We start from the raw sequence: 18358 nt of genomic DNA, 5'->3' as shown, positions 1-18358 counted from the left end.
TCTGTCATGACATCCGTCGCGACAGCGGTGAGTCGCAGGGCCCCGCGAACAGCGGTGATGAGGGGAGGTGTCAGAACGTCAGCTTGACTCTGTCGGGGATCTCGGAGTTTGCCGGTGCGCCTGCGTGATCAGCGGTGCGCGTGGCGCGCCGCGAGCTCAGCCAGACCTCGGGCGGCGGCAACGAGCACAGGCTCGTGGCTGTTTCTTGTCGGCCCCCAGCGGGGCTGGGGTGCGTGCATGCGACACGTCGCCCAGTACCACCTGGTGATGGCCGTGATGCCGGAGGTCCGAGATCGTTGGGTGGGGCGACTAATTTACTTGCCGCTGGGGTGGCGGGCGGATTGACTGACCGGCTATGAACCTGGCACAGGCGGCCGAGCGGCTCGGGTTGGGGCAGTTGCTGGATGCCCCGCTGCTGCTCAAGGATGACGAGCAGAGCCCGGTGTGGAAGGCCGTTACTGACTCCGGCTCATGGGTGGTGAAGATCGCCCAGCCCTGGGGTGACTTCTGGCTGCCCATGGCTGCCCAGGCAGGGGCGCTTGAAGCCGCCGCATGGGAGACCGGTGTCGCGATGCCCGAGCCACAGTCGACGACTCTGGAGGAAGCGGGTCTGTGGCGACCGATCGGGGACGGTTTCTACGCCCGTGCGGTGCGCTTTGTCGAGGGCGCGCATCCGACCGCGCCGACGTCGGAACCGTTGGCCGCCTGGGCCGGCAGGCTCGTCGCTGACCTTGCACGGTGCGCCATTCCAGCCGACCCGACCGTCGATGGCGACTACCGGTCGCACCCCCAGGAGGAGTGGGAGGAGTGGTTCGCTCAGGCCGAACGCCTCGAGGTCCTCAGTTCCGAGCATGTCCGCATCCTCAAGCTGTCGGTGAAGCAGGCCGAGGCCATGGTCGAAGACCAGCAGGAGTTGTGGCGATCCAAGTTGGTCATGCATCGCGACATCCGGCACCAGAACATTCTGACCAGATCCGGTGGACCGGTCCTGTTGGACTTCGATGCCGCCGGGGCGCAGGACCCGTGGTGGGAGCTGGTCTTCACCGCTTTCCATCTCGCCGGCTTCGACCGCGGCCAGGGAGTGCCCGACCGCCGTATCGTCGAAGCGTGCCTCTCCGGGTATGTCGCTGCGGGAGGGGCAGTCGGGGCGGTCGACGAGTCGGCGTTCACCGGTATGTTCGCCGGGCGCGTGGGAGCGGCGGGTTGGCAGCTGTGGATGGCCTGCGGCCACCGGGGCGGGAGTCCGGAGTACCAGGCCGGCTTCGCTCAGACACTCAGGGAGTCGGTGGGGGCGATGGCCATGATGCGCAAGGCCATGCCGACCTGGTCCACCTGGCTCAAGGCCTAAGCCGGGGACGCTGGGCAAACAGCGTGCCCTGCAAGCACTTCCCGTCATCCAACGGCACCGGACCAGCCGCCCCAAAGGCGATGCTCATGCACACCGCCGCGCACAGCGCCAGCACCACACCCGCCGCCATGCGGGCACCGTAACGACGGGCCCCCGCCCCTCCCCTCGCTGCCCTCCCCCCTCCCCTCCCCCTCCCCTCCCGCACCCATGACCGCACAGAGTCCGACAGATTCATTGCTTCACTTCTGTTCGAAGTCCTAGGGTGTCCGGGATTTCTCAACATCATCGGACAGCATCCGACGCTCCCTCAGGTACGCGCGCCACCACATGTCGTCACGAGGAAGGCCCCGGCAATGTCCCATCCGCACCCGCACCCGCAGCCACAGCCGCAGCCCCACCCGCGCCCCCACCCGCACCCCGTCAGCCGCCGCAGGCTCCTGGAAGGCGGCGCCGCCCTTCTAGGCGCCCTGGCGGTGTCCGGCGGCACCGCTCACGCGATCCCCCGCACGGAGACGGCGACCGCGGCCGACGGCACCCCCGAGTGGTCCGGGAACATCGCGCTCTTCCAGGTCGGCGCGGAACCGCCCCACACCACCCTCATGCCGTACGCGGACGTCAGACAGGCACTCGCCGGCGACCGCACCCGCTCCCCGTACCGGCTGAGCCTCGACGGGAGGTGGCGGTTCGCCTACGTCGACCGCCCGGACGACCGGAACGAGGACTTCTACCGGACGGACGTCGACGACAGCGGCTGGGACACCATCCCGGTGCCGTCCAACTGGCAGTTGCACGGCTACGACTTCCCGATCTACATCAACATCACCTACCCGTGGTGGGGCCCGAACGGCCTCGGCGAGGAGGCCCAGCCGCCGACCGCGCCCACCCGTTACAACCCCGTCGGGCAGTACCGGCGCACCTTCCACCTCCCCAAGGACTGGACGGCCGGCGACCGCCGCACCTTCCTGCACTTCGAGGGCGTCAAGTCCGCGCACTACGTGTGGATCAACGGCGAACTCGTCGGCTACCACGAGGACTCGTACGACCCGGCCGAGTACGACATCACGAAGCACCTCAAGCCGGGGAAGAACCAGATCGCGGTCGAGGTGTACCGGTACTCGGACGGCGACTGGCTGGAGGACCAGGACATGATCCGGCTGAGCGGGATCTTCCGCTCGGTCTACCTCTACAACACCCCGGCCGTGCACCTGCGCGACTTCAGACTGGACACCCCGCTCAGCGACGGCTACACGGCCGCCGAGCTGTCCGTCACCGCGAGCGTGCGCGCCTACGCGGCCGGGCACGAGGGGGCGTACTCCGTCGAGACCCAGCTCTACGACGCCCGGGGGCACGCCGTCTGGTCGCGGCCCCTCGTGCAGTCCGTCGCCGTGGGCGGGGGCGCCTCGGCCGTCGGCGAGGACGTGACCGTCCAGGCCGCCAGGTCCGTCCCCTCCCCCGAGCTGTGGTCCGCCGAGCACCCCACCCTCTACACGGCCGTGCTCCGTCTGCGCGACCCGCGCGGCAGGGTCGTCGAGACCCTCTCCCACCGGGTCGGCCTGCGCGAGTTCGCGCTCAAGGACGGGCTGATGCGGATCAACGGCAAGCCGGTCTCCTTCCGGGGCACCAACCGCCACGAGATGCACCCCGACCGGGGCATGGCGCTCACCCGTGCCGACATGGTCGAGGACATGGGGATCATCAAGCGCCTCAACATCAACACCGTGCGCACCTCCCACTACCCCAACAACCCGCTCTGGTACGAGCTGGCGGACGAGTACGGCCTCTACCTCGTCGACGAGACGAACCTGGAGACGCACGGCATCCGGGACCGCTTCCCCGGCAACAACGCCGACTGGACCGCCGCCTGCGTGGCCCGCGCCAAGAACATGGTCCACCGCGACAAGAACCACGCCTCCGTCGTCATCTGGTCGCTCGGCAACGAGGCGGGCGGCGGCTCCACCTTCGTCGCCATGCGCGACTGGATCGAGTCGTACGACAAGACGCGCGTCATCCAGTACGAGGGCGACGACCGGCCGACCATCAGCCAGATCCGCTCGGAGATGTACGACAGCCCGCAGCGGGTCGAGCAGCGGGCGAAGGACACCTCGGACACCCGGCCGTACGTGATGATCGAGTACTCGCACTCCATGGGGAACTCGACCGGCAACTTCAAGAAGTACTGGGACATCATCCGCCGCTACCCCGTCCTCCAGGGCGGCTGGATCTGGGACTTCGTCGACCAGTCGCTGACCTGGCCGGTCCCGAAGCTGAGGGTCTTCACGGATGCCGGTCCGAGCGCGCTGAAGGGTCAACTCCTCACCGCCGCAGGAACGTTCAGCCGCAGCAAGGGCCTGTCCGGCGCCACGGGCTTCACCCGCGACCCCGCCCTCGACCTCACCGGCTCGCTGACCCTGGAGGCGTGGGTCACCCCGCACGTCACCGGCGGCCACCAGCCGCTCGTCGCCAAGGGCGACACGCACTACGCGCTGAAGCAGACCGACAACAGCGTCGAGTTCTTCATCTACGGCGGCGGCCAGTGGGTCAGCGTCAGCTGGGGCGTCCCGGCCGACGGCTGGACCGGCCGCGAACACCATGTCGCCGGGGTCTTCGACGCCGAGGCCGGGTCCCTCACCCTCTACGTCGACGGCGAGGTGAAGGCGACCCGCACCACGACCCGGCGGCCCAGCGTCAACACGGCGCCCCTCTCCCTCGGCACCGACACGGACAACCCGACGCGGGAGTTCAGCGGCACGATCCGGCGGGCCGGTGTGTACGCGCGCGCCCTGAGCGGCACCGAGCTGGCGTCCGGAGGGCGTGGGCCCGGGGACGAGGGCGTGCGGTTCTGGTTCGACGCGGCGACGGTGAAGGTGGGGGAGCGGAAGCGGGAGGGCTTCGCGAAGGAACGTTCGTTTTTCGCGTACGGCGGCGACTGGGGCGACAACCCCAACGACGGGGCCTTCGTCGCGGACGGCATCGTCAAGGCCGACCGGGGCCACACCGGCAAAGCGACCGAGGTCAAGCAGATCTACCAGGCGATCCACGCGGCACCGGCCGCCGGCGCCGGCACCCTGACCTCGCGGACGGTCACCCTCACCAACGAGTACCTCTTCACCAACCTCCGCGAGTTCGACGGGAGGTGGGCCCTGGTCGCCGACGGCAGGGAGATCCAGCGCGGCCGTCTCACCCGGTCCCAACTGGACGTCGGCCCCCTCTCCACCAAGGACGTCACCGTCCCCTTCCGCCTCCCGTCCTCCCCCGCGCCCGGCACCGAGTACTTCCTCCAGCTCTCCTTCACCACCAAGGAGCGCACCCCGTGGGCCAGGGCCGGCTTCGAGGTGGCCAAGCAGCAGCTCGCCGTCGACGCGGGGAGCCCGGCGGTGCGGCCCGTGCCGCTGGCGGACGTTCCGAAGCTGACGTACACGGACGGGGCGGACAGAATCACGGTCACCGGCAGGGCCTCGTCGAAGGGCCGCGGCTTCTCCGTCACGGTCGACAGGGCGAGCGGCACCATCACCTCGTACAAGGCGGGCGGCGTCCGACTGATCGACTCGGGCCCCGTGCCGAACTTCTGGCGGGCCCCCACCGACAACGACCACGGCAACGGCCAGCACACCCGCAACCAGACCTGGCGGGACGCGGGCACGAACCGCAAGGTGACGGACGTGACCGTGCGGGGCATCGCCGACCGGGCGGTGGAGATCAAGGTCAGCGGCACACTGCCGACGACCGTCGAGTCGACGTACACCACCACCTACACGGTGTTCGGCAACGGCGAGATCAAGGTCGACAACACCCTGCACCCGGGCGCGGCCTCCCTCCCCTACATCCCGGAGGTCGGCACCCTGCTCCACCTCCCCCGCCGCCTCGACCGCCTGCGCTACTTCGGCCGCGGCCCCGAGGAGAACCACTGGGACCGCAACAACGGCACCGACGTGGGCCTCTACTCCGGCACGGTCGCCGAGCAGTGGTCCGGCTACATCCGCCCCCAGGAGAACGGCAACAAGACCGACGTCCGCTGGGCCGCCCTGACCGACCGCGACGGGGCCGGCCTCCTCGTGTCGGGTGACTCGCTGATCGAGGTCAACGCCTCGTTCTTCACCCCGGAGGACCTCTCCATCGGCCTCCGCCACGACTACCACCTCATCCCCCGCGACGCCGTCGTCCTGCGCGTCAACCACCGGCAGATGGGTGTCGGCGGCGACAACAGTTGGGGCGCCCACACCCACGACGAGTTCAAACTCTTCGCCAACCGCGACTACTCGTACACGTACCGGCTGCGGCCGCTGGGGGACGTGGACGACGCGATGAGGGCGTCGAGGAGGCCGACGGCCACGAAGTAGCCGTACCGGCGGAGGCCCTGCTCGACCGGTGACCTCCGAGCCGCGGCCGGCACGTCCGGGGAGGCGTCACGCCGACGCCTCCCCGGACGGCGCCGTTCACACGGCGGATACGGTCCGGCTGCCGTCAACCTGTCGGCCCGCTCCCGAAACCACCTCTGCCACACCCGTTGACTTCGATCTCTCCCGGCTCTATTTTCGGCCAGCCGATACGTTCGGCAAGTCGATCCTTGTTCGAGATATCGACCTCCGATATCCATCGAAGGAGCCGCATGTTTCCCCCTCCCCGCGCCAAGTCCTCCGAATTCAAGAGCCGTTGCAGATCCGCCGCCGTGCGCGCCCTCGCCCTGGCGACCACCGCGACGGCCGCGCTTCTCTTCGCCCAGCCGTACCAGGCGACGCCGGCGCCCGAAACTCGCCTCGACGCCGCCCCGGTGGCGGTCACCGACCGCCAGATACCCGTACCCGAGGCCCCCATGGGCTGGGCCTCCTGGAACGCCTTCGCGGCGAAGGTCGACTACAACGTGATCAAGCGGCAGGTCGACGCGTTCGTCGCGGCCGGGCTGCCCGAGGCCGGCTACGAGTACATCAACATCGACGAGGGCTGGTGGCAGGGCACCCGCGACAGCGCGGGCAACATCACCATCGACGAGGCCGAGTGGCCCGGCGGTATGAAGGCCATCGCCGACTACATCCACAGCAAGGGCCTGAAGGCGGGCATCTACACCGACGCCGGCAAGGACGGCTGCGGCTACTACTTCCCCACCGGCCGCCCGGCCGCGCCCGGCAGTGGCAGCGAGGGCCACTACGAGCAGGACATGACCCAGTTCTCCCGCTGGGGCTTCGACTTCGTGAAGGTCGACTGGTGCGGCGGCGACGCCGAGGGCCTCGACCCGAAGACGACCTACCAGGCGATCAGCGACGCCGTGACCAAGGCGTCGGCCACCACCGGCCGCCCGCTCGCCCTCTCCCTGTGCAACTGGGGCTTCTCCAACCCCTGGAACTGGGCGCCGGGCATGGGCCCGATGTGGCGCACCAACACGGACATCTTCTTCCACGGCGGCACCCCGTCGTACAACAACGTCCTGACCGCCTTCGACCGCAACATCCACCCCACGGCCCAGCACACCGGTTACGTCAACGACCCCGACATGATGGTCGTCGGGATGAACGGCCTGACCGCCGCCCAGAGCCGTAGCCACATGAACCTGTGGGCGATCTCCGGCGCCCCCCTCCTCGCCGGACTCGACCTCACCACGCTGACCCCCGAGACCACGAGCATCCTCACCAACCCCGAGGTCATCGCCGTCGACCAGGACCCGCGCGGCCTCCAGGGCGTCGAGGTCGCCGAGGACACGCGCGGCCTCCAGGTCTACGGCAAGGTCCTCTCCGGCACCGGCAACCGCGCGGTCGTCCTGCTCAACCGCACCTCGACCACGCAGAACATGACCGTCCGCTGGTCCGACCTGGGCCTGACGAACGCGACGGCGACGGTCCGGAACCTGTGGACGCGTACGAACGTGGCCACCACCGGCACCAGCTACACCACCAGCGTCCCGGCGAACAGCTCCGTCATGCTCACCGTCAAGGGCGGCACCGAGCAGTCGGCGAGCACCTACAACGGCACGGCGAGCTTCTCCGGCGTGGCCGCCGGCAGCGCCGGTCTGAAGACGGTCGACGTCTCGTACACCAACAACACGTCCGCCCCCGTGAAGGCCACCCTCACGGTCAACGGCCAGACGTCGACGAAGGTCTCCTTCCCGCCGACCGGCTCGTCCCCCGGCAACATCTCCGTCGCCGTGTCCCTGAAGCAGGGCAGCGCCAACACGATCGCCTTCTCCGGCGCCCCCGCCCTCGAAGGCATCGTCGTACGGCCCCTGCCCGGCAAGAACGGCACGCTCGTCACCGGCACCCAGTCCGGCCGCTGCGTCGACATCAACAACAACACGATCACCAACGGCACCGACGCCCAACTGTGGGACTGCAACGGCGGCCAGAACCAGGTCTGGCAGTACAACAGCGCCCGCAAGGAGCTGGTGGTCTACGGCAACAAGTGCCTGGACGCGTACAACCGCGGCACCACCAACGGCACCCGTGTCGTCATCTGGGACTGCACCGGCGGCACCAACCAGCAGTGGAACGTCAACAGTGACGGCACGCTCACCAACGTCAACGCCGGCCTCTGCCTGGACGCCTTCGGCGCGGCCACGGCCAACGGCACCAAGCTCGTGCTGTGGGCGTGCAACGGCCAGAGCAACCAGAAGTGGAGTCTGACATGACCCCCGTGAACGGACAGCCGCACGAGGGCGGCCTCTCCCGCCGCCTCTTCCTGGGCGCGGCGGCCGCCACCCCCCTCGCCGCGACCGGCGTCCTGACGCTCGGAGCCGGCACCGCCCACGCCGCCGACTCGGCGTACGCGATGGTCTACTTCACCGAGTCCAACACCATGCTGGAGGCCGACTACAACCTCCACCTGGCCGTCAGCCAGGACGGGCTCAACTGGACCCCGCTCAACCAGAACGCCCCCGTGGTCAACACGACCCTCGGCGCCGGCGGCATCCGCGACCCCTTCGTCATGCGCAAGCAGGACGGCACCTTCGTGGTCCTCGCGACCGACCTGAACGGCACCGACTGGACCCGCACCAGCGTCAACATCCACGTCTGGGACTCCACCGACCTGCGCACCTTCACCGGCTACCGCCTGCTGAAGCTGCACAACATGACCAACACCCACAGTTGGGCCCCCGAGGCCTACTGGGACGCCGGGCGCGGTCAGTACGGCATCCTCTACTCCTCGGTGAACAGCAGCGGCCACAACGTCATCATGGTCAGCTACACCACCGACTTCCGTACGACCACCAGCCCGCAGGTCTTCTTCGACCCCGGCTACGACGTCATCGACGGCAACCTCACCATCGGTGTGAACGGCGTCAACTACCTCTACTTCAAGAGGAACGGCACCCTCGTCGGCGCCCGCTCGACGACCCTCAACCCCGGCAGCTTCACCGCGTTCAGCACGGCGGTGAACCACGGCGGCACCGAGGCCCCCACGGTGGTGAAGTCCCTCACGTCGAACACCTGGTACCTCTGGGGCGACACCTACACCCCCAACGGCGTCTTCTACGTCTGGCAGACGAACGACCTGGCGTCCGGCACCTGGACGGCCCTGGACCAGAAGCTCTACACCCAGCCGCTGAACTCCAAGCACTGCGGCATCCACCCGATCACCTCGACCGAGTACAACAACCTCGTCACCAAGTGGGGCGCCCCCACCTGGAACCGCCTCAAGTCCTACAACTTCCCGGCCCGTTACGTCCGCCACGCCGGTTTCGCGGGCCGTATCGACGAGTACCCCTTCGACCCGTACCCGGACTCCCAGTGGAAGCTGGTCCCGGGTCTGGCCGACTCCTCCGCCGTCTCCTTCCAGTCGGTCAACTACCCGACCCGCTACCTCCGCCACTACAACTACAACCTCCGTCTGGACCCGAACGACGGCACGTCCACGTTCGCCGCGGACGCCACGTTCACCCGCGTCGCCGGACTCGCCGACTCGTCCTGGTCCTCCTTCCGCTCCTACAACAACCCCACCCGCTACATCCGCCACTCCAGCTACGCCCTGCGGATCGACCCGATCTCGACCGCGACGGAACGCGCGGACGCGACGTTCCGGGTGGGCTACTGACCCGGACACCGAACCGGCCCGGAGCATCGGCTCCGGGCCGGTTCCGCACGTTCCCGGGCCCGGCACCGAACCCATCGGCCCCCTCCGGCGTCCCAGTACCGTCGCTGACTCGAAGGGGGCACGCATGGACAGGCGGACGGACAGGCGGACACGGGCCAGGGCCGGTGCGGCCGCGGTCGCGATGGGGACGGTGCTGGCGCTCGGCGGGCTGCAGGGCGCCAGCGCCGGAACCCGGACGGCCGAGGACGTGTCGGCCTCCGCCGAGGTCTGCGTCGGCGAGCGGCCGGAGGGCAGCCTCGCCGGCCACGGCGCCCCGGAGGACACCCCGCTGGACCGGACACTGGGGTACGTGGACAAGGTGGCGTACGGCCGTCACGCCGAGGTCTTCACCGGGTTGGTGGTCGACGAGGACGCGGGGACCGCGGACATCTACCGCATTCCCTCGGTGGCCTTCGACTCCGACGTCTGCCGGGCCGCCGAGAAGGGCGTGACCCTGCGGCTCCACGACAGGGACATCAACGAGGCGGACCTCACCGCGCTCTCCGACCGCATCGCCGACGACATGGGCCGCTGGGACGGCACGTTCGACATGCGGCAAGTCGGCCTCGACGGCACCGGTCACGTCCACATCGGCGTCGACGACCCCGTCACGGCCGAGCCGATCCTCCGGAAGGCCTACGGCGAGGCGAACGCCACGTACCTCCGCGTCACGCACGCCCCCCAGGCGTACTTGCAGTGACGCGGGGTGCAAGCACCCATGAGATCCGCTATAGTTGATCACGAGCCGCTCACCGGAAAAGCGAAATACCGGTAGCACTCGATGCGTTGGTGGTCCAAGGAAAGACGCCCCGCTTCCTGCGGGGAAATGCAGGTGCAAGGCCTGCCCGGCGCTCCACTCCGTGAACCCCGCTTCGTGACACACGAGGCGGGGTTCACGCGTTGTACGGGCCGGCCTCGGCAGAGGCAGGTTCGAGGCCACGACGCGGCCTCGCCGTCGAACGTCGCCGCCCTGTCTCGCGTCTCAGTGGTGACCGTCTTCGAAGGGGACCACCATGCCGATGACCACCGCCGTACAAGTACGCCGCCGCGCGGTGTCCGCCGTCGTGTCGGCCGGGACGGCGCTGTGGGCGCTCTCCGGATGCGCGGAGGGGTCGGGGACGGCGGGCGCGAACGCGACGACAGGGCCGGCGTCCGCGTGGGAGGAGCCCGCCGCCTACCGGTACACGCTGGAGTCGAGTGAGGGTGAGCGCTCGCTGATCGGGGCCTTCGAGGTGACGGTCCGGGGCGGGAAGGTCGTGGCGGCCGTCGGGGTCGACGAGAGCGGGCGGCGGGTGGTGGAGCGCGATCTGGGAGAAGTGCCCACCATCGCGGCCCTGTTGCAGCAGGTGGAGGCGGCGCGGAAGGAGGGCGCCGACGCCGTGGACGTCGAGTACGCGCGGGACGGCCGTCCGACCGGCATCTCCATCGACTGGGAGGAGAACGCGATCGACGACGAGGAGGCGTACACCCTCAGCGGCTACGAGGCGCTCGGCTGACTCAGATCCCGGATCGTGCCGCCGACCTTGGCCTTCAACGGTTTCAGCACCTCGGGCTTGGCCGAGATGGCCCAGCGTGGACCGACCAGGTACTTGCCGCCGTACATGGCGGCGGACTCCAGCCAGACTTCCTTCAACTCGTCCTTGGGGAAGGTGGTGATGAGGTAATCCCCCACATCGGTCTGGCACACGCCCTCGCGCAGTTCCTCCGCCTCGGTCCGGATCCTCACCTCGCACCCGGTGAGTTCGGCGATCACCTCGACCTTGGCGGGCGCGACCACCGCGGCGACCGGGCTGGACCCGTCCGTCGCCCTGTCCGCGGCCCTGTCCCCACCGCCACCACCACTGCACGCCGCCACCAAGGGCAGAACAGCGAGGCCCGCGGCCAGCGCGACCCCACGCGACAGCTTCCTCACCACGTCCCGTCCTCCGTTCGCCTTCCAGGCACTCGGGTCCTCGTACTGCGCGCACTCGACATGGAGTACGGACGAAAGCCGCGGAGTACTCAGTCGGCCGTCGGCCCGGCGGGCAGACTGCGGGCATGCTGCTTCCCGCGCGGGCCGTCGCCGTCACCGCCCTGATCGAAGTCGTCAGGGTCTCCGCTCTTCCGGCCACGCCGGACGCCCCGTACCCCGGCGAGGTGGTCGGCCACTGGGCCGGGGACGAAGTGACCGACGCCCTGGCCCTGGTCGAGACCCTGCCCGGCAGCGCACAGCACCGCTGCGGGTTCTCGCCGGGCTGGAGCATCCGGGCGTACGAGGACAGCCTCGAACTGGACTTGTTCGAGGCTGCCTTCTGCTTCACGTGCCATGAGGTCCGGATGCGGGGAACGGCTGTGCCACCCGCACTGACCACACAGTTCTTCGACGCGGCCGCCCCGCAGGCCCAGGCCCTCCTGGCCCGCTTCCGCGAGGTGGCTCGTCCGGCGCGCTGACCGCGTACGGCACCCGGGCCGACTCCCGCTCGGCCCGCCGCCGCCGGGACAGGGGCGAGCGCGGGCCGCGCTCGCCCGCACCGGCTCGGCTACCCGCGTGCCCCCCGGCGTCGCGTCACCACGAAGATCGCGCCGCCCGCCGCGACGAGGCCGGCCGCTCCGATGGCGATCGGGATGGCGTTGCCGCCGCCCGTCTCGGCCAGGTCGCCGCCGCCGCCGTTCGGGGTCGGGGCTGCCGGTGTGGAGGGCGAGGGGGAGTCGGTCTCCGACGGGGGGTTCTCGTCGGAGGGCGGCTGCTCGGCCGGGGGCTTCTCGTCGGACGGCGGCTGCTCCTCGGCCGGCGGCTGCTCCTCCGCCGGGGGGTTCTCCTCGGCCGGAGGCTGCTCCTCTGCCGGGGGGTTCTCCTCCGCCGGCGGCTGCTCGGTCGTCGTGCAGTCCTTCGTGCCGCCGTTCCAAGCCGCGATCAGCTTGTCCTTGATGACGGGGCGGTCGGGGCCCTTGGGGACGTCGCCGTGTTCGAAGCCGTCGGCCGCGTCGAGCTTGCCGTCGAACTTCACCTTCCCCCGGTACAGGTCGATCTGGGCGTAGCAGCCCGCGTCGGGCACCGCGATGTCGAGCGAGTCGGTCGCGCCCGGCTTGACGGTGACCGTGTCGAAGTCGACGAAGACCTGCTCGCCGGAGGTGGCGAAGGTCGGGCCGTGGGCCAGGTACGACGCCAGGGAGACCGTGCAGGTCGTGGCGTCGGAGGCGGCGCGGACCTTGATGTGGACCTTGCCGTCGTCGGTGGGCTTGAGGTTCTGGTCGTCGAGCTTGACCCAGTCGGCGAACTGCACGCCGTCCAGGGAGAACTCGCAGCGGTCGGTCTCGGTGGCCGTGCCCGCGCCCTGGCCGGGGGCGTAGCTCTTCCGGCCCCAGCCGTCGCCGCCGGGCGTGCCGGTGGCGAAGGCCGGACCGGACACCGCCGCGCTCAGCGCGAGGGCGGCGATGCCCGTCCCCACCAGGCGGCTCACGATGACACGTCTCGCTATGGACATGCGGATCCATTCTCGAACTCGGAACGTACGAGACCCGGGGCGCGGCGGCAGGACGGCAGCACGAGGCCGCGCCGGGCCGCGCCGGGGGTGAGTTGTCTAGGAAAACACCGGGCTCATGGGTCACTTGAGCCACACGGTCCGCACATCGTTAACCAAGGGGTAGGGGCTGTCAACCTCGGGAAACGTCCTCTCCGGCGGCCGGACCGGCGGCCTCCGGACCGCCTGCGCCCTCCGCGCGGCACACAGGGGGAACACAAGGCGAACATAAGGGGACAGAGAGGGAATCAGACCCTCCGGCACCTTACGCGCATCCCATCGCCGGACCGCCGAACGGCAAAGGGTTCACCAACCCACCACTTTGCCGTGGCAGTTGAAATGGGACGGATTTGACAAGCCCCTCACCCGCTCCCGAACCTACGTTCATGACATCCATTTTCATTTTCGGCGTCAAGGGTGCCGCCGACGACGAGCGGGGTGAGTGCCCATGCGTGTGGCCTTCGTAGGCAAGGGCGGCAGCGGCAAGACGACCCTCTCCGCGCTCTTCGCCCGCCACCTCGCGCGGTCGGGCGCACCGCTCGTGGCGATCGACGGGGACATCAACCAGCATCTGGCGCACGCGCTCGGCCTCGACGAGGACGACACCTTCACAGCGCCCCCGCTGAGTTCGCGCACCGCTGAGATCAAGGACCATCTGCGCGGCACGAACCCGCGGATCGCCTCCCGCGAGGCCATGGTCAAGACGACGCCGCCCGGCCGGGGCTCGCGTCTGCTGCGGCTCCTGGGCGACGACGACATCCACACCCGGCACGTCGAGCGTGTCGCCGGGGTGCCGCTGATGGTCACCGGCGCCTTCGACGAGAGCGACCTCGGCGTCGCCTGCTACCACTCCAAGCTCGGCGCGGTGGAGCTGTACCTCAACCACCTCGTCGACGGGCCCGGCGAGTACGTCGTCGTCGACATGACCGCCGGGGCGGACGCCTTCGCGTCCGGGCTCTTCACCCGGTTCGACATGACCTTCCTGGTCGTGGAGCCGACCCGCAAGAGCGTGTCCGTGTACCGGCAGTACCGGGAGCACGCCGCCGAGTTCGGCATCCCGATCGCGGTCGTCGGCAACAAGGTCACCGGCGAGGACGACCTGCTCTTCCTCAAGGAGCACATCGGCGACGACCTGCTGACGCACTGCGAGCAGTCGTCGTACGTCCGCGCCCAGGAACAGGGCCGTGAGCAGGGCGAGCTGGAGTCCCACAACCGGCACGCGCTGGGACTGCTGAAGGCCGCCGTCGACGCCCGCACGAAGGACTGGGCCGCTTTCCAGCGCCACGCCGTCGAGTTCCACCTCCGCAACGCCGCCGCCTGGGCCAACGACGCCACCGGGCACGATCTCGCGACCCAGGTCGATCCCGGGTTCCGTCACGGCCCGGAGGCGCTGACCGCCACCGGGTCCTGCGCCACCGAGTCCCCTTCCCCCTCCGCAGTCTCCCTCTGAACAGAACAGGAACACCCATGTCGCTGGACGTCTCCCCGAAGCTGCTCGCCGACGCCGAGAAGGACGAGGTGCGGGAGGAGGAGTTCGTGGAAACGGTGCGTACGTCGCTGCCGTACGCGTACGACCTGATCGCCTCCCTCGTCGGTGAACTGCGCGCGGGCACCGGAGAGTTCGCGGACAACCAGACCCCGCCGCCGTCGGAGAAGGAGCGCGGGCAGCTACTGCGGGCGCTGTCCAGCGACGCGATCCGGGGAAGCCTGGAGCGGCACTTCGGGGTGGCGCTCGCCTTCCAGAACTGCCACCGGGTGGCGGTCTTCCCGGCCGAGGCGCGCGGCAGCCGGACGTACAACCGGTTCACCTCGCTGCGCTCGCAGATCCTCAACCAGTCCCCGGAGTTCCGCGACTGCTGACACCCGTGCGGCGGCCGACCCCTGCTCGGCTCCCACCGGCCCGATTCGGCCATCGACGACCCCCTCCGCACCCCCTCCGCACCCCCTCGCGGAGGGGGCGGCCTGTTCGACACGCCGGAGCTCAGGGGGCGTACGGGGGCGCATTACCGGCGTACGGCCGTGTGGCCGACCGGGGGTGGAGGCGGCCATGTGTGCGGCTTCGGGGTGTTCGTACGGGCGACTTCGTCCCGATCGCGCCCGATCCCGCCCCGCCCGAGGGGGCTCACGTGTGGGGGTTCCGTGTCTCTCCGTGGCTTTTACGTGGCGAATGCCTGCCGGGCCACGCGCCAGGGCGTGCGGCCGTGCGATGTGCGCCGTCACGAGTTGGCCTCTCTGCGATCACACAAGGTGAATAATGGGGCCAGAGGGCGTCTCAGCGACAGAGAGGGTCGCCGTGGGGACCGACAGGGACAGTGCCGTCACCCGTCAGCGCTTCGACGTGGCCGACGCCGCGCCGTTGTTGATCGACGCGGACGGGTTCGTGACGAGCTGGACCCGGGACGCGGAGCGGCTCTTCGGGTATCGGGCGGCCGAGATCCTGGGCCGCAGCGTCCGTACGCTCCTGGTCCACGAGGACGGCGAGCGCATCGGCAGGCTGGCCGAATCCCGTCGCGCGCTCGGCGGCTGGTCGGGCATCCTCACCGCCCGCCACCGCGACGGTCACACCATCAAGGTGATGGTCCGCGTCATCCCGACCCGTGAGGCGGCAGCACCGACGCCCCCGGCCGACCCGGCCCCGCCCCGGCCCGCCCCGCGCCCCGGCCACCCCGACGCGCTCCGGACGGACGTACCGCCACCCCCTTCCGCGACGCCGGCCCTCAGGGCCGATCGCGCCTCGGCGACTCCAGCCCCGCCCCAGGCCGAGCGCACCTCGGCCCGGCACCCGGGCACCTGGCCGGCCGCCGGGCCCCCCGCGGGCCCACGGCCCGGGCCGACCGCGCACGCCCCCGTGCCCACCCCTCCGCCGGCGTCACCGGGCACCCCGGGACGGTTCGCGCCCGAGGCCGGGCGCGGGGCCGGCCGGCAGCCGGGCTCCCCCTCGGACGTCCGGTACGGCGGCGGTCCGGCGGCGGCCCGGCGGACCCCGTCCCCGCCGCCACGACCCGAGCCCCGGCCCCATCCCTCGCCGCCACCCTCCGCCTCCGCCTCTCCCTCGGCCCCCTCCACCTCCACCGCCGCCTCCTCCGCCTCCTCCGCCTCCGCTTCCTCTCCCGCCCCGCCCTCCGCCTCTCGCCGGCCCGCCCACTGGGTGGCCCTCGTCTCCGACGCCACCGAAGCGGCCGGGTGGGACATGAGCCGCAGTGTGCTGGAGCGGATGACCTCGCGGTCGCCCGTCGGGATAGCGATCGTGGACACGGAGCTGCGGTTCGTGTGGTCCAACGCGGCGTTGGAGCGGTTCGGGGGCGGCCGGGCCCACGAGCGGGTGGGGCTCCGGCTCGCGGAGGTGCAGCCGGGCCTGGACGCCGAACGCATCGAGGCGCAGATGCGACAGGTCCTGGAGACCGGCGTGCCGGTGCTCGACTACGAACACGTGGGCCGGATCCGGTCGGCGCCGCACCGCGAGACCGCGCACGCCATGTCGTTCACCCGTCTGGAGGACGACCACGGCCGCCCCATCGGCGTGTACTACACGGTGGTGGACGTGTCGGAACGGCACCGCGCCCGCACCCGGCTGGCCCTGCTGGACCGGGCCGGTGAGCACATCGGCCGCACCCTCGACGTACGGCGGACCGCGCAGGAGCTGGCGGACCTGGTGGTGCCGGCGCTCGCCGACTTCGTCACCGTGGACCTGCTGGACTCGGTGCTGCGCGGCGCCGAGCCCGGCCCCCTCGGCGACGGTTCCGTACCGCTGCGGCGGACCGCCCAGCAGTCCGTACGCCCCGGCGTGCCGGAGGCCGTCCTGGAGGTCGGCGCGGTCGCCTCGTACGCGGCCGGATCGCCCCCGGTGCGGGCGCTGGTCAGCGGGCGTTCGTGGTCGGAACCGGAGTTGGACCCGCTGTCGGCGGAGTGGGCGAGGGCGATCCCGGGCGGCCGGCCGGTGCACGCGGACGCCCTCGGCCTGCACAGTGTGATGATCGTGCCGGTGCGGGCGCGCGGGATCACGCTCGGCATCACCACGTTCTTCCGGCGCGACCGACTGGACCCCTTCGACGCGGTCGACCTGGGCCTCGCCGAGGAGTTGGTCGGCCGGGCCGCCGTCTGCGTCGACAACGCCCGCCGGTACACGCGCGAGCGCGACGCCGCCCTCGTCCTCCAGCGCAGCCTCCTGCCGCGCCGCCTGCCCGAACAGGACGCGGCCGAGGTCGCCGTCCGCTACCGGCCCGCCGATGAGCTGACCGGGCTCGGCGGCGACTGGTACGACGTCATCCCGCTCTCCGGCGCCCGTCTCGCCCTGGTCATCGGCGAGGTCGCGGGCCACGGCATCGACGGCGCCGCCGCGATGGGCCGGCTCCGTACGGCGGTCCGCACCCTCGCCGACCTCGATCTGCCGCCGGACGAGGTGCTCGCCCACCTCGACGACATGGTCGCCAAGTCGGCGCGGCAGGAAGGGGCGGAACCGGGCGGGGGCAGCGTCCACACGGTCGGGGCCCGCTGTCTGTACGTCGTCCACGACCCGGTGTCCGGCACCTGCGCGATGGCCGCCGCCGGCCCGTTCGCCCCGGCCCTGGTCGCCCCCGACGGCACGATCTCCTTCCCCGAGCTGCCCGCGGGTCCGGCCCTCGGTGTCGACGGGCAGCCCTTCGAGGCGGCGGAGGTGGAGCTGCCCGAGGGCACCGTCATCGCCCTGCACACCGACGGACTGCTCGCCGAGGCCTCCCAGGAGTCCCTGTGCCGCGCCCTGGCCCGGTCCGAGGAATCCCTGGACCGGCACGCCCAGCGCGTCCTCGACTCGCTCTCCCCGGCCCGCCCCACCGACGACGTGGCGCTCCTCCTCGCCCGCACCCGGCGGCTGCCCGCCGACCGGGTCGCCTCCTGGGAGCTGCCGGCCGACCCGGCGCTGGTCGCCGAGGCCCGGAGGACCACCGCCCGGCAGCTCGGCCTGTGGGGGCTGGACGAGCTGGCGTTCACCACCGAACTGGTCGTCAGCGAACTGGTCACCAACGCGATCCGGCACGCCGCCGGGCCCATCCGGCTCCGGCTCATCCTCGAACGCACCCTGATCTGCGAGGTGTTCGACGGCGGCGCCACCGCGCCCCATCTGCGCCACCCGCGCACCACCGACGAGGGCGGCCGGGGTCTCTTCCTCATCTCCCAGTTCACCCAGCGCTGGGGCACCCGCTTCCTCCCCGAGGGCAAGGTGATCTGGGCGGAGCAGTCGCTGGCGGAGCAGTCCCCGGCGGACCCGTCGATCTGAGTCGCCGTCAGTCGGGCGTGTGCTCGTACTCCGCGCGAGCACACGCCCGCTGACCCGACCGGATGAACACGTTCGCGGTTCACCCCCCCCTCCCCCCTCCCTGGGATCTCCGGGTTTCCGGCGTCACGCGCCCCTGCGCGGCTCCCCGTGCCCCGTTCGGCCTGATTAGTCGCACCGGGCACTTCATATGAATGCAGGGTC

12 protein-coding genes are annotated in these 18358 nt (G+C 70.8%); 10 read left to right on the top strand and 2 right to left on the bottom strand.

Annotated features, from left to right (window positions below; all coding sequences use genetic code 11):
- Positions 1 to 355 precede the first annotated feature (355 nt).
- From ACFY9I_RS09635 to ACFY9I_RS09610, 6 genes are all read left to right on the top strand, one after another.
- Positions 356 to 1348, top strand: a complete 993-nt coding sequence (locus ACFY9I_RS09635; RefSeq protein WP_390998898.1) for a phosphotransferase — start codon at positions 356 to 358, stop codon at positions 1346 to 1348.
- Between the two features lie 353 nt (positions 1349 to 1701).
- Complete coding sequence (locus ACFY9I_RS09630) at positions 1702 to 5685, top strand: glycoside hydrolase family 2 TIM barrel-domain containing protein (RefSeq protein ID WP_390998896.1); 3984 nt, start codon at positions 1702 to 1704, stop codon at positions 5683 to 5685.
- A 269-nt stretch (positions 5686 to 5954) separates the two neighbouring features.
- Positions 5955 to 7961: a ricin-type beta-trefoil lectin domain protein gene (locus ACFY9I_RS09625; protein WP_390998893.1), complete on the top strand. Its 2007-nt coding sequence runs from the start codon at positions 5955 to 5957 to the stop codon at positions 7959 to 7961.
- Positions 7958 to 9364, top strand: a complete 1407-nt coding sequence (locus ACFY9I_RS09620; protein ID WP_390998890.1) for an AbfB domain-containing protein — start codon at positions 7958 to 7960, stop codon at positions 9362 to 9364. Before ACFY9I_RS09625 ends, ACFY9I_RS09620 begins: the two co-directional genes overlap by 4 nt.
- Positions 9365 to 9488: 124 nt before the next feature.
- Positions 9489 to 10103, top strand: coding sequence for a hypothetical protein (locus ACFY9I_RS09615; RefSeq protein WP_390998888.1), 615 nt, complete (start codon positions 9489 to 9491; stop codon positions 10101 to 10103).
- Positions 10104 to 10416: 313 nt separating this feature from the next.
- Entirely contained in the window at positions 10417 to 10899 is a 483-nt protein-coding gene (locus tag ACFY9I_RS09610) for a DUF6174 domain-containing protein (protein ID WP_390998886.1), read from the top strand.
- On the opposite strand, the gene ACFY9I_RS09605 is transcribed toward ACFY9I_RS09610, so the two are convergent.
- Complete coding sequence (locus ACFY9I_RS09605; RefSeq protein ID WP_390998885.1) at positions 10881 to 11318, bottom strand: hypothetical protein; 438 nt, start codon at positions 11316 to 11318, stop codon at positions 10881 to 10883. The genes ACFY9I_RS09610 and ACFY9I_RS09605 overlap by 19 nt on opposite strands.
- Positions 11319 to 11440: 122 nt before the next feature.
- On the opposite strand from ACFY9I_RS09605, the gene ACFY9I_RS09600 reads away from it, so the two are divergent.
- Entirely contained in the window at positions 11441 to 11833 is a 393-nt protein-coding gene (locus ACFY9I_RS09600; RefSeq protein WP_390998882.1) for a hypothetical protein, read from the top strand.
- Positions 11834 to 11922: 89 nt separating this feature from the next.
- On the opposite strand, the gene ACFY9I_RS09595 is transcribed toward ACFY9I_RS09600, so the two are convergent.
- Positions 11923 to 12867, bottom strand: coding sequence for an LAETG motif-containing sortase-dependent surface protein (locus ACFY9I_RS09595; protein ID WP_390998879.1), 945 nt, complete (start codon positions 12865 to 12867; stop codon positions 11923 to 11925).
- Positions 12868 to 13351: 484 nt separating this feature from the next.
- Here ACFY9I_RS09595 and ACFY9I_RS09590 point away from each other — a divergent pair, with 484 nt between their 5' ends.
- The 3 genes from ACFY9I_RS09590 (at position 13352) to ACFY9I_RS09580 (ending at position 18157) form a co-directional block, all read left to right on the top strand.
- Entirely contained in the window at positions 13352 to 14353 is a 1002-nt protein-coding gene (locus ACFY9I_RS09590) for an adenylyl-sulfate kinase (protein ID WP_390998876.1), read from the top strand.
- Between the two features lie 17 nt (positions 14354 to 14370).
- Positions 14371 to 14763, top strand: a complete 393-nt coding sequence (locus ACFY9I_RS09585; RefSeq protein ID WP_390998873.1) for an SCO5389 family protein — start codon at positions 14371 to 14373, stop codon at positions 14761 to 14763.
- A gap of 433 nt (positions 14764 to 15196) precedes the next feature.
- Complete coding sequence (locus ACFY9I_RS09580) at positions 15197 to 18157, top strand: SpoIIE family protein phosphatase (protein ID WP_390998871.1); 2961 nt, start codon at positions 15197 to 15199, stop codon at positions 18155 to 18157.
- Positions 18158 to 18358: the final 201 nt, after the last annotated feature.

Source organism: Streptomyces sp. NPDC012510, from assembly GCF_042955065.1.
In the GTDB taxonomy this organism is placed as follows: Bacteria; Actinomycetota; Actinomycetes; order Streptomycetales; family Streptomycetaceae; genus Streptomyces.
This window is presented reverse-complemented; position numbering and strand designations above follow the sequence as displayed.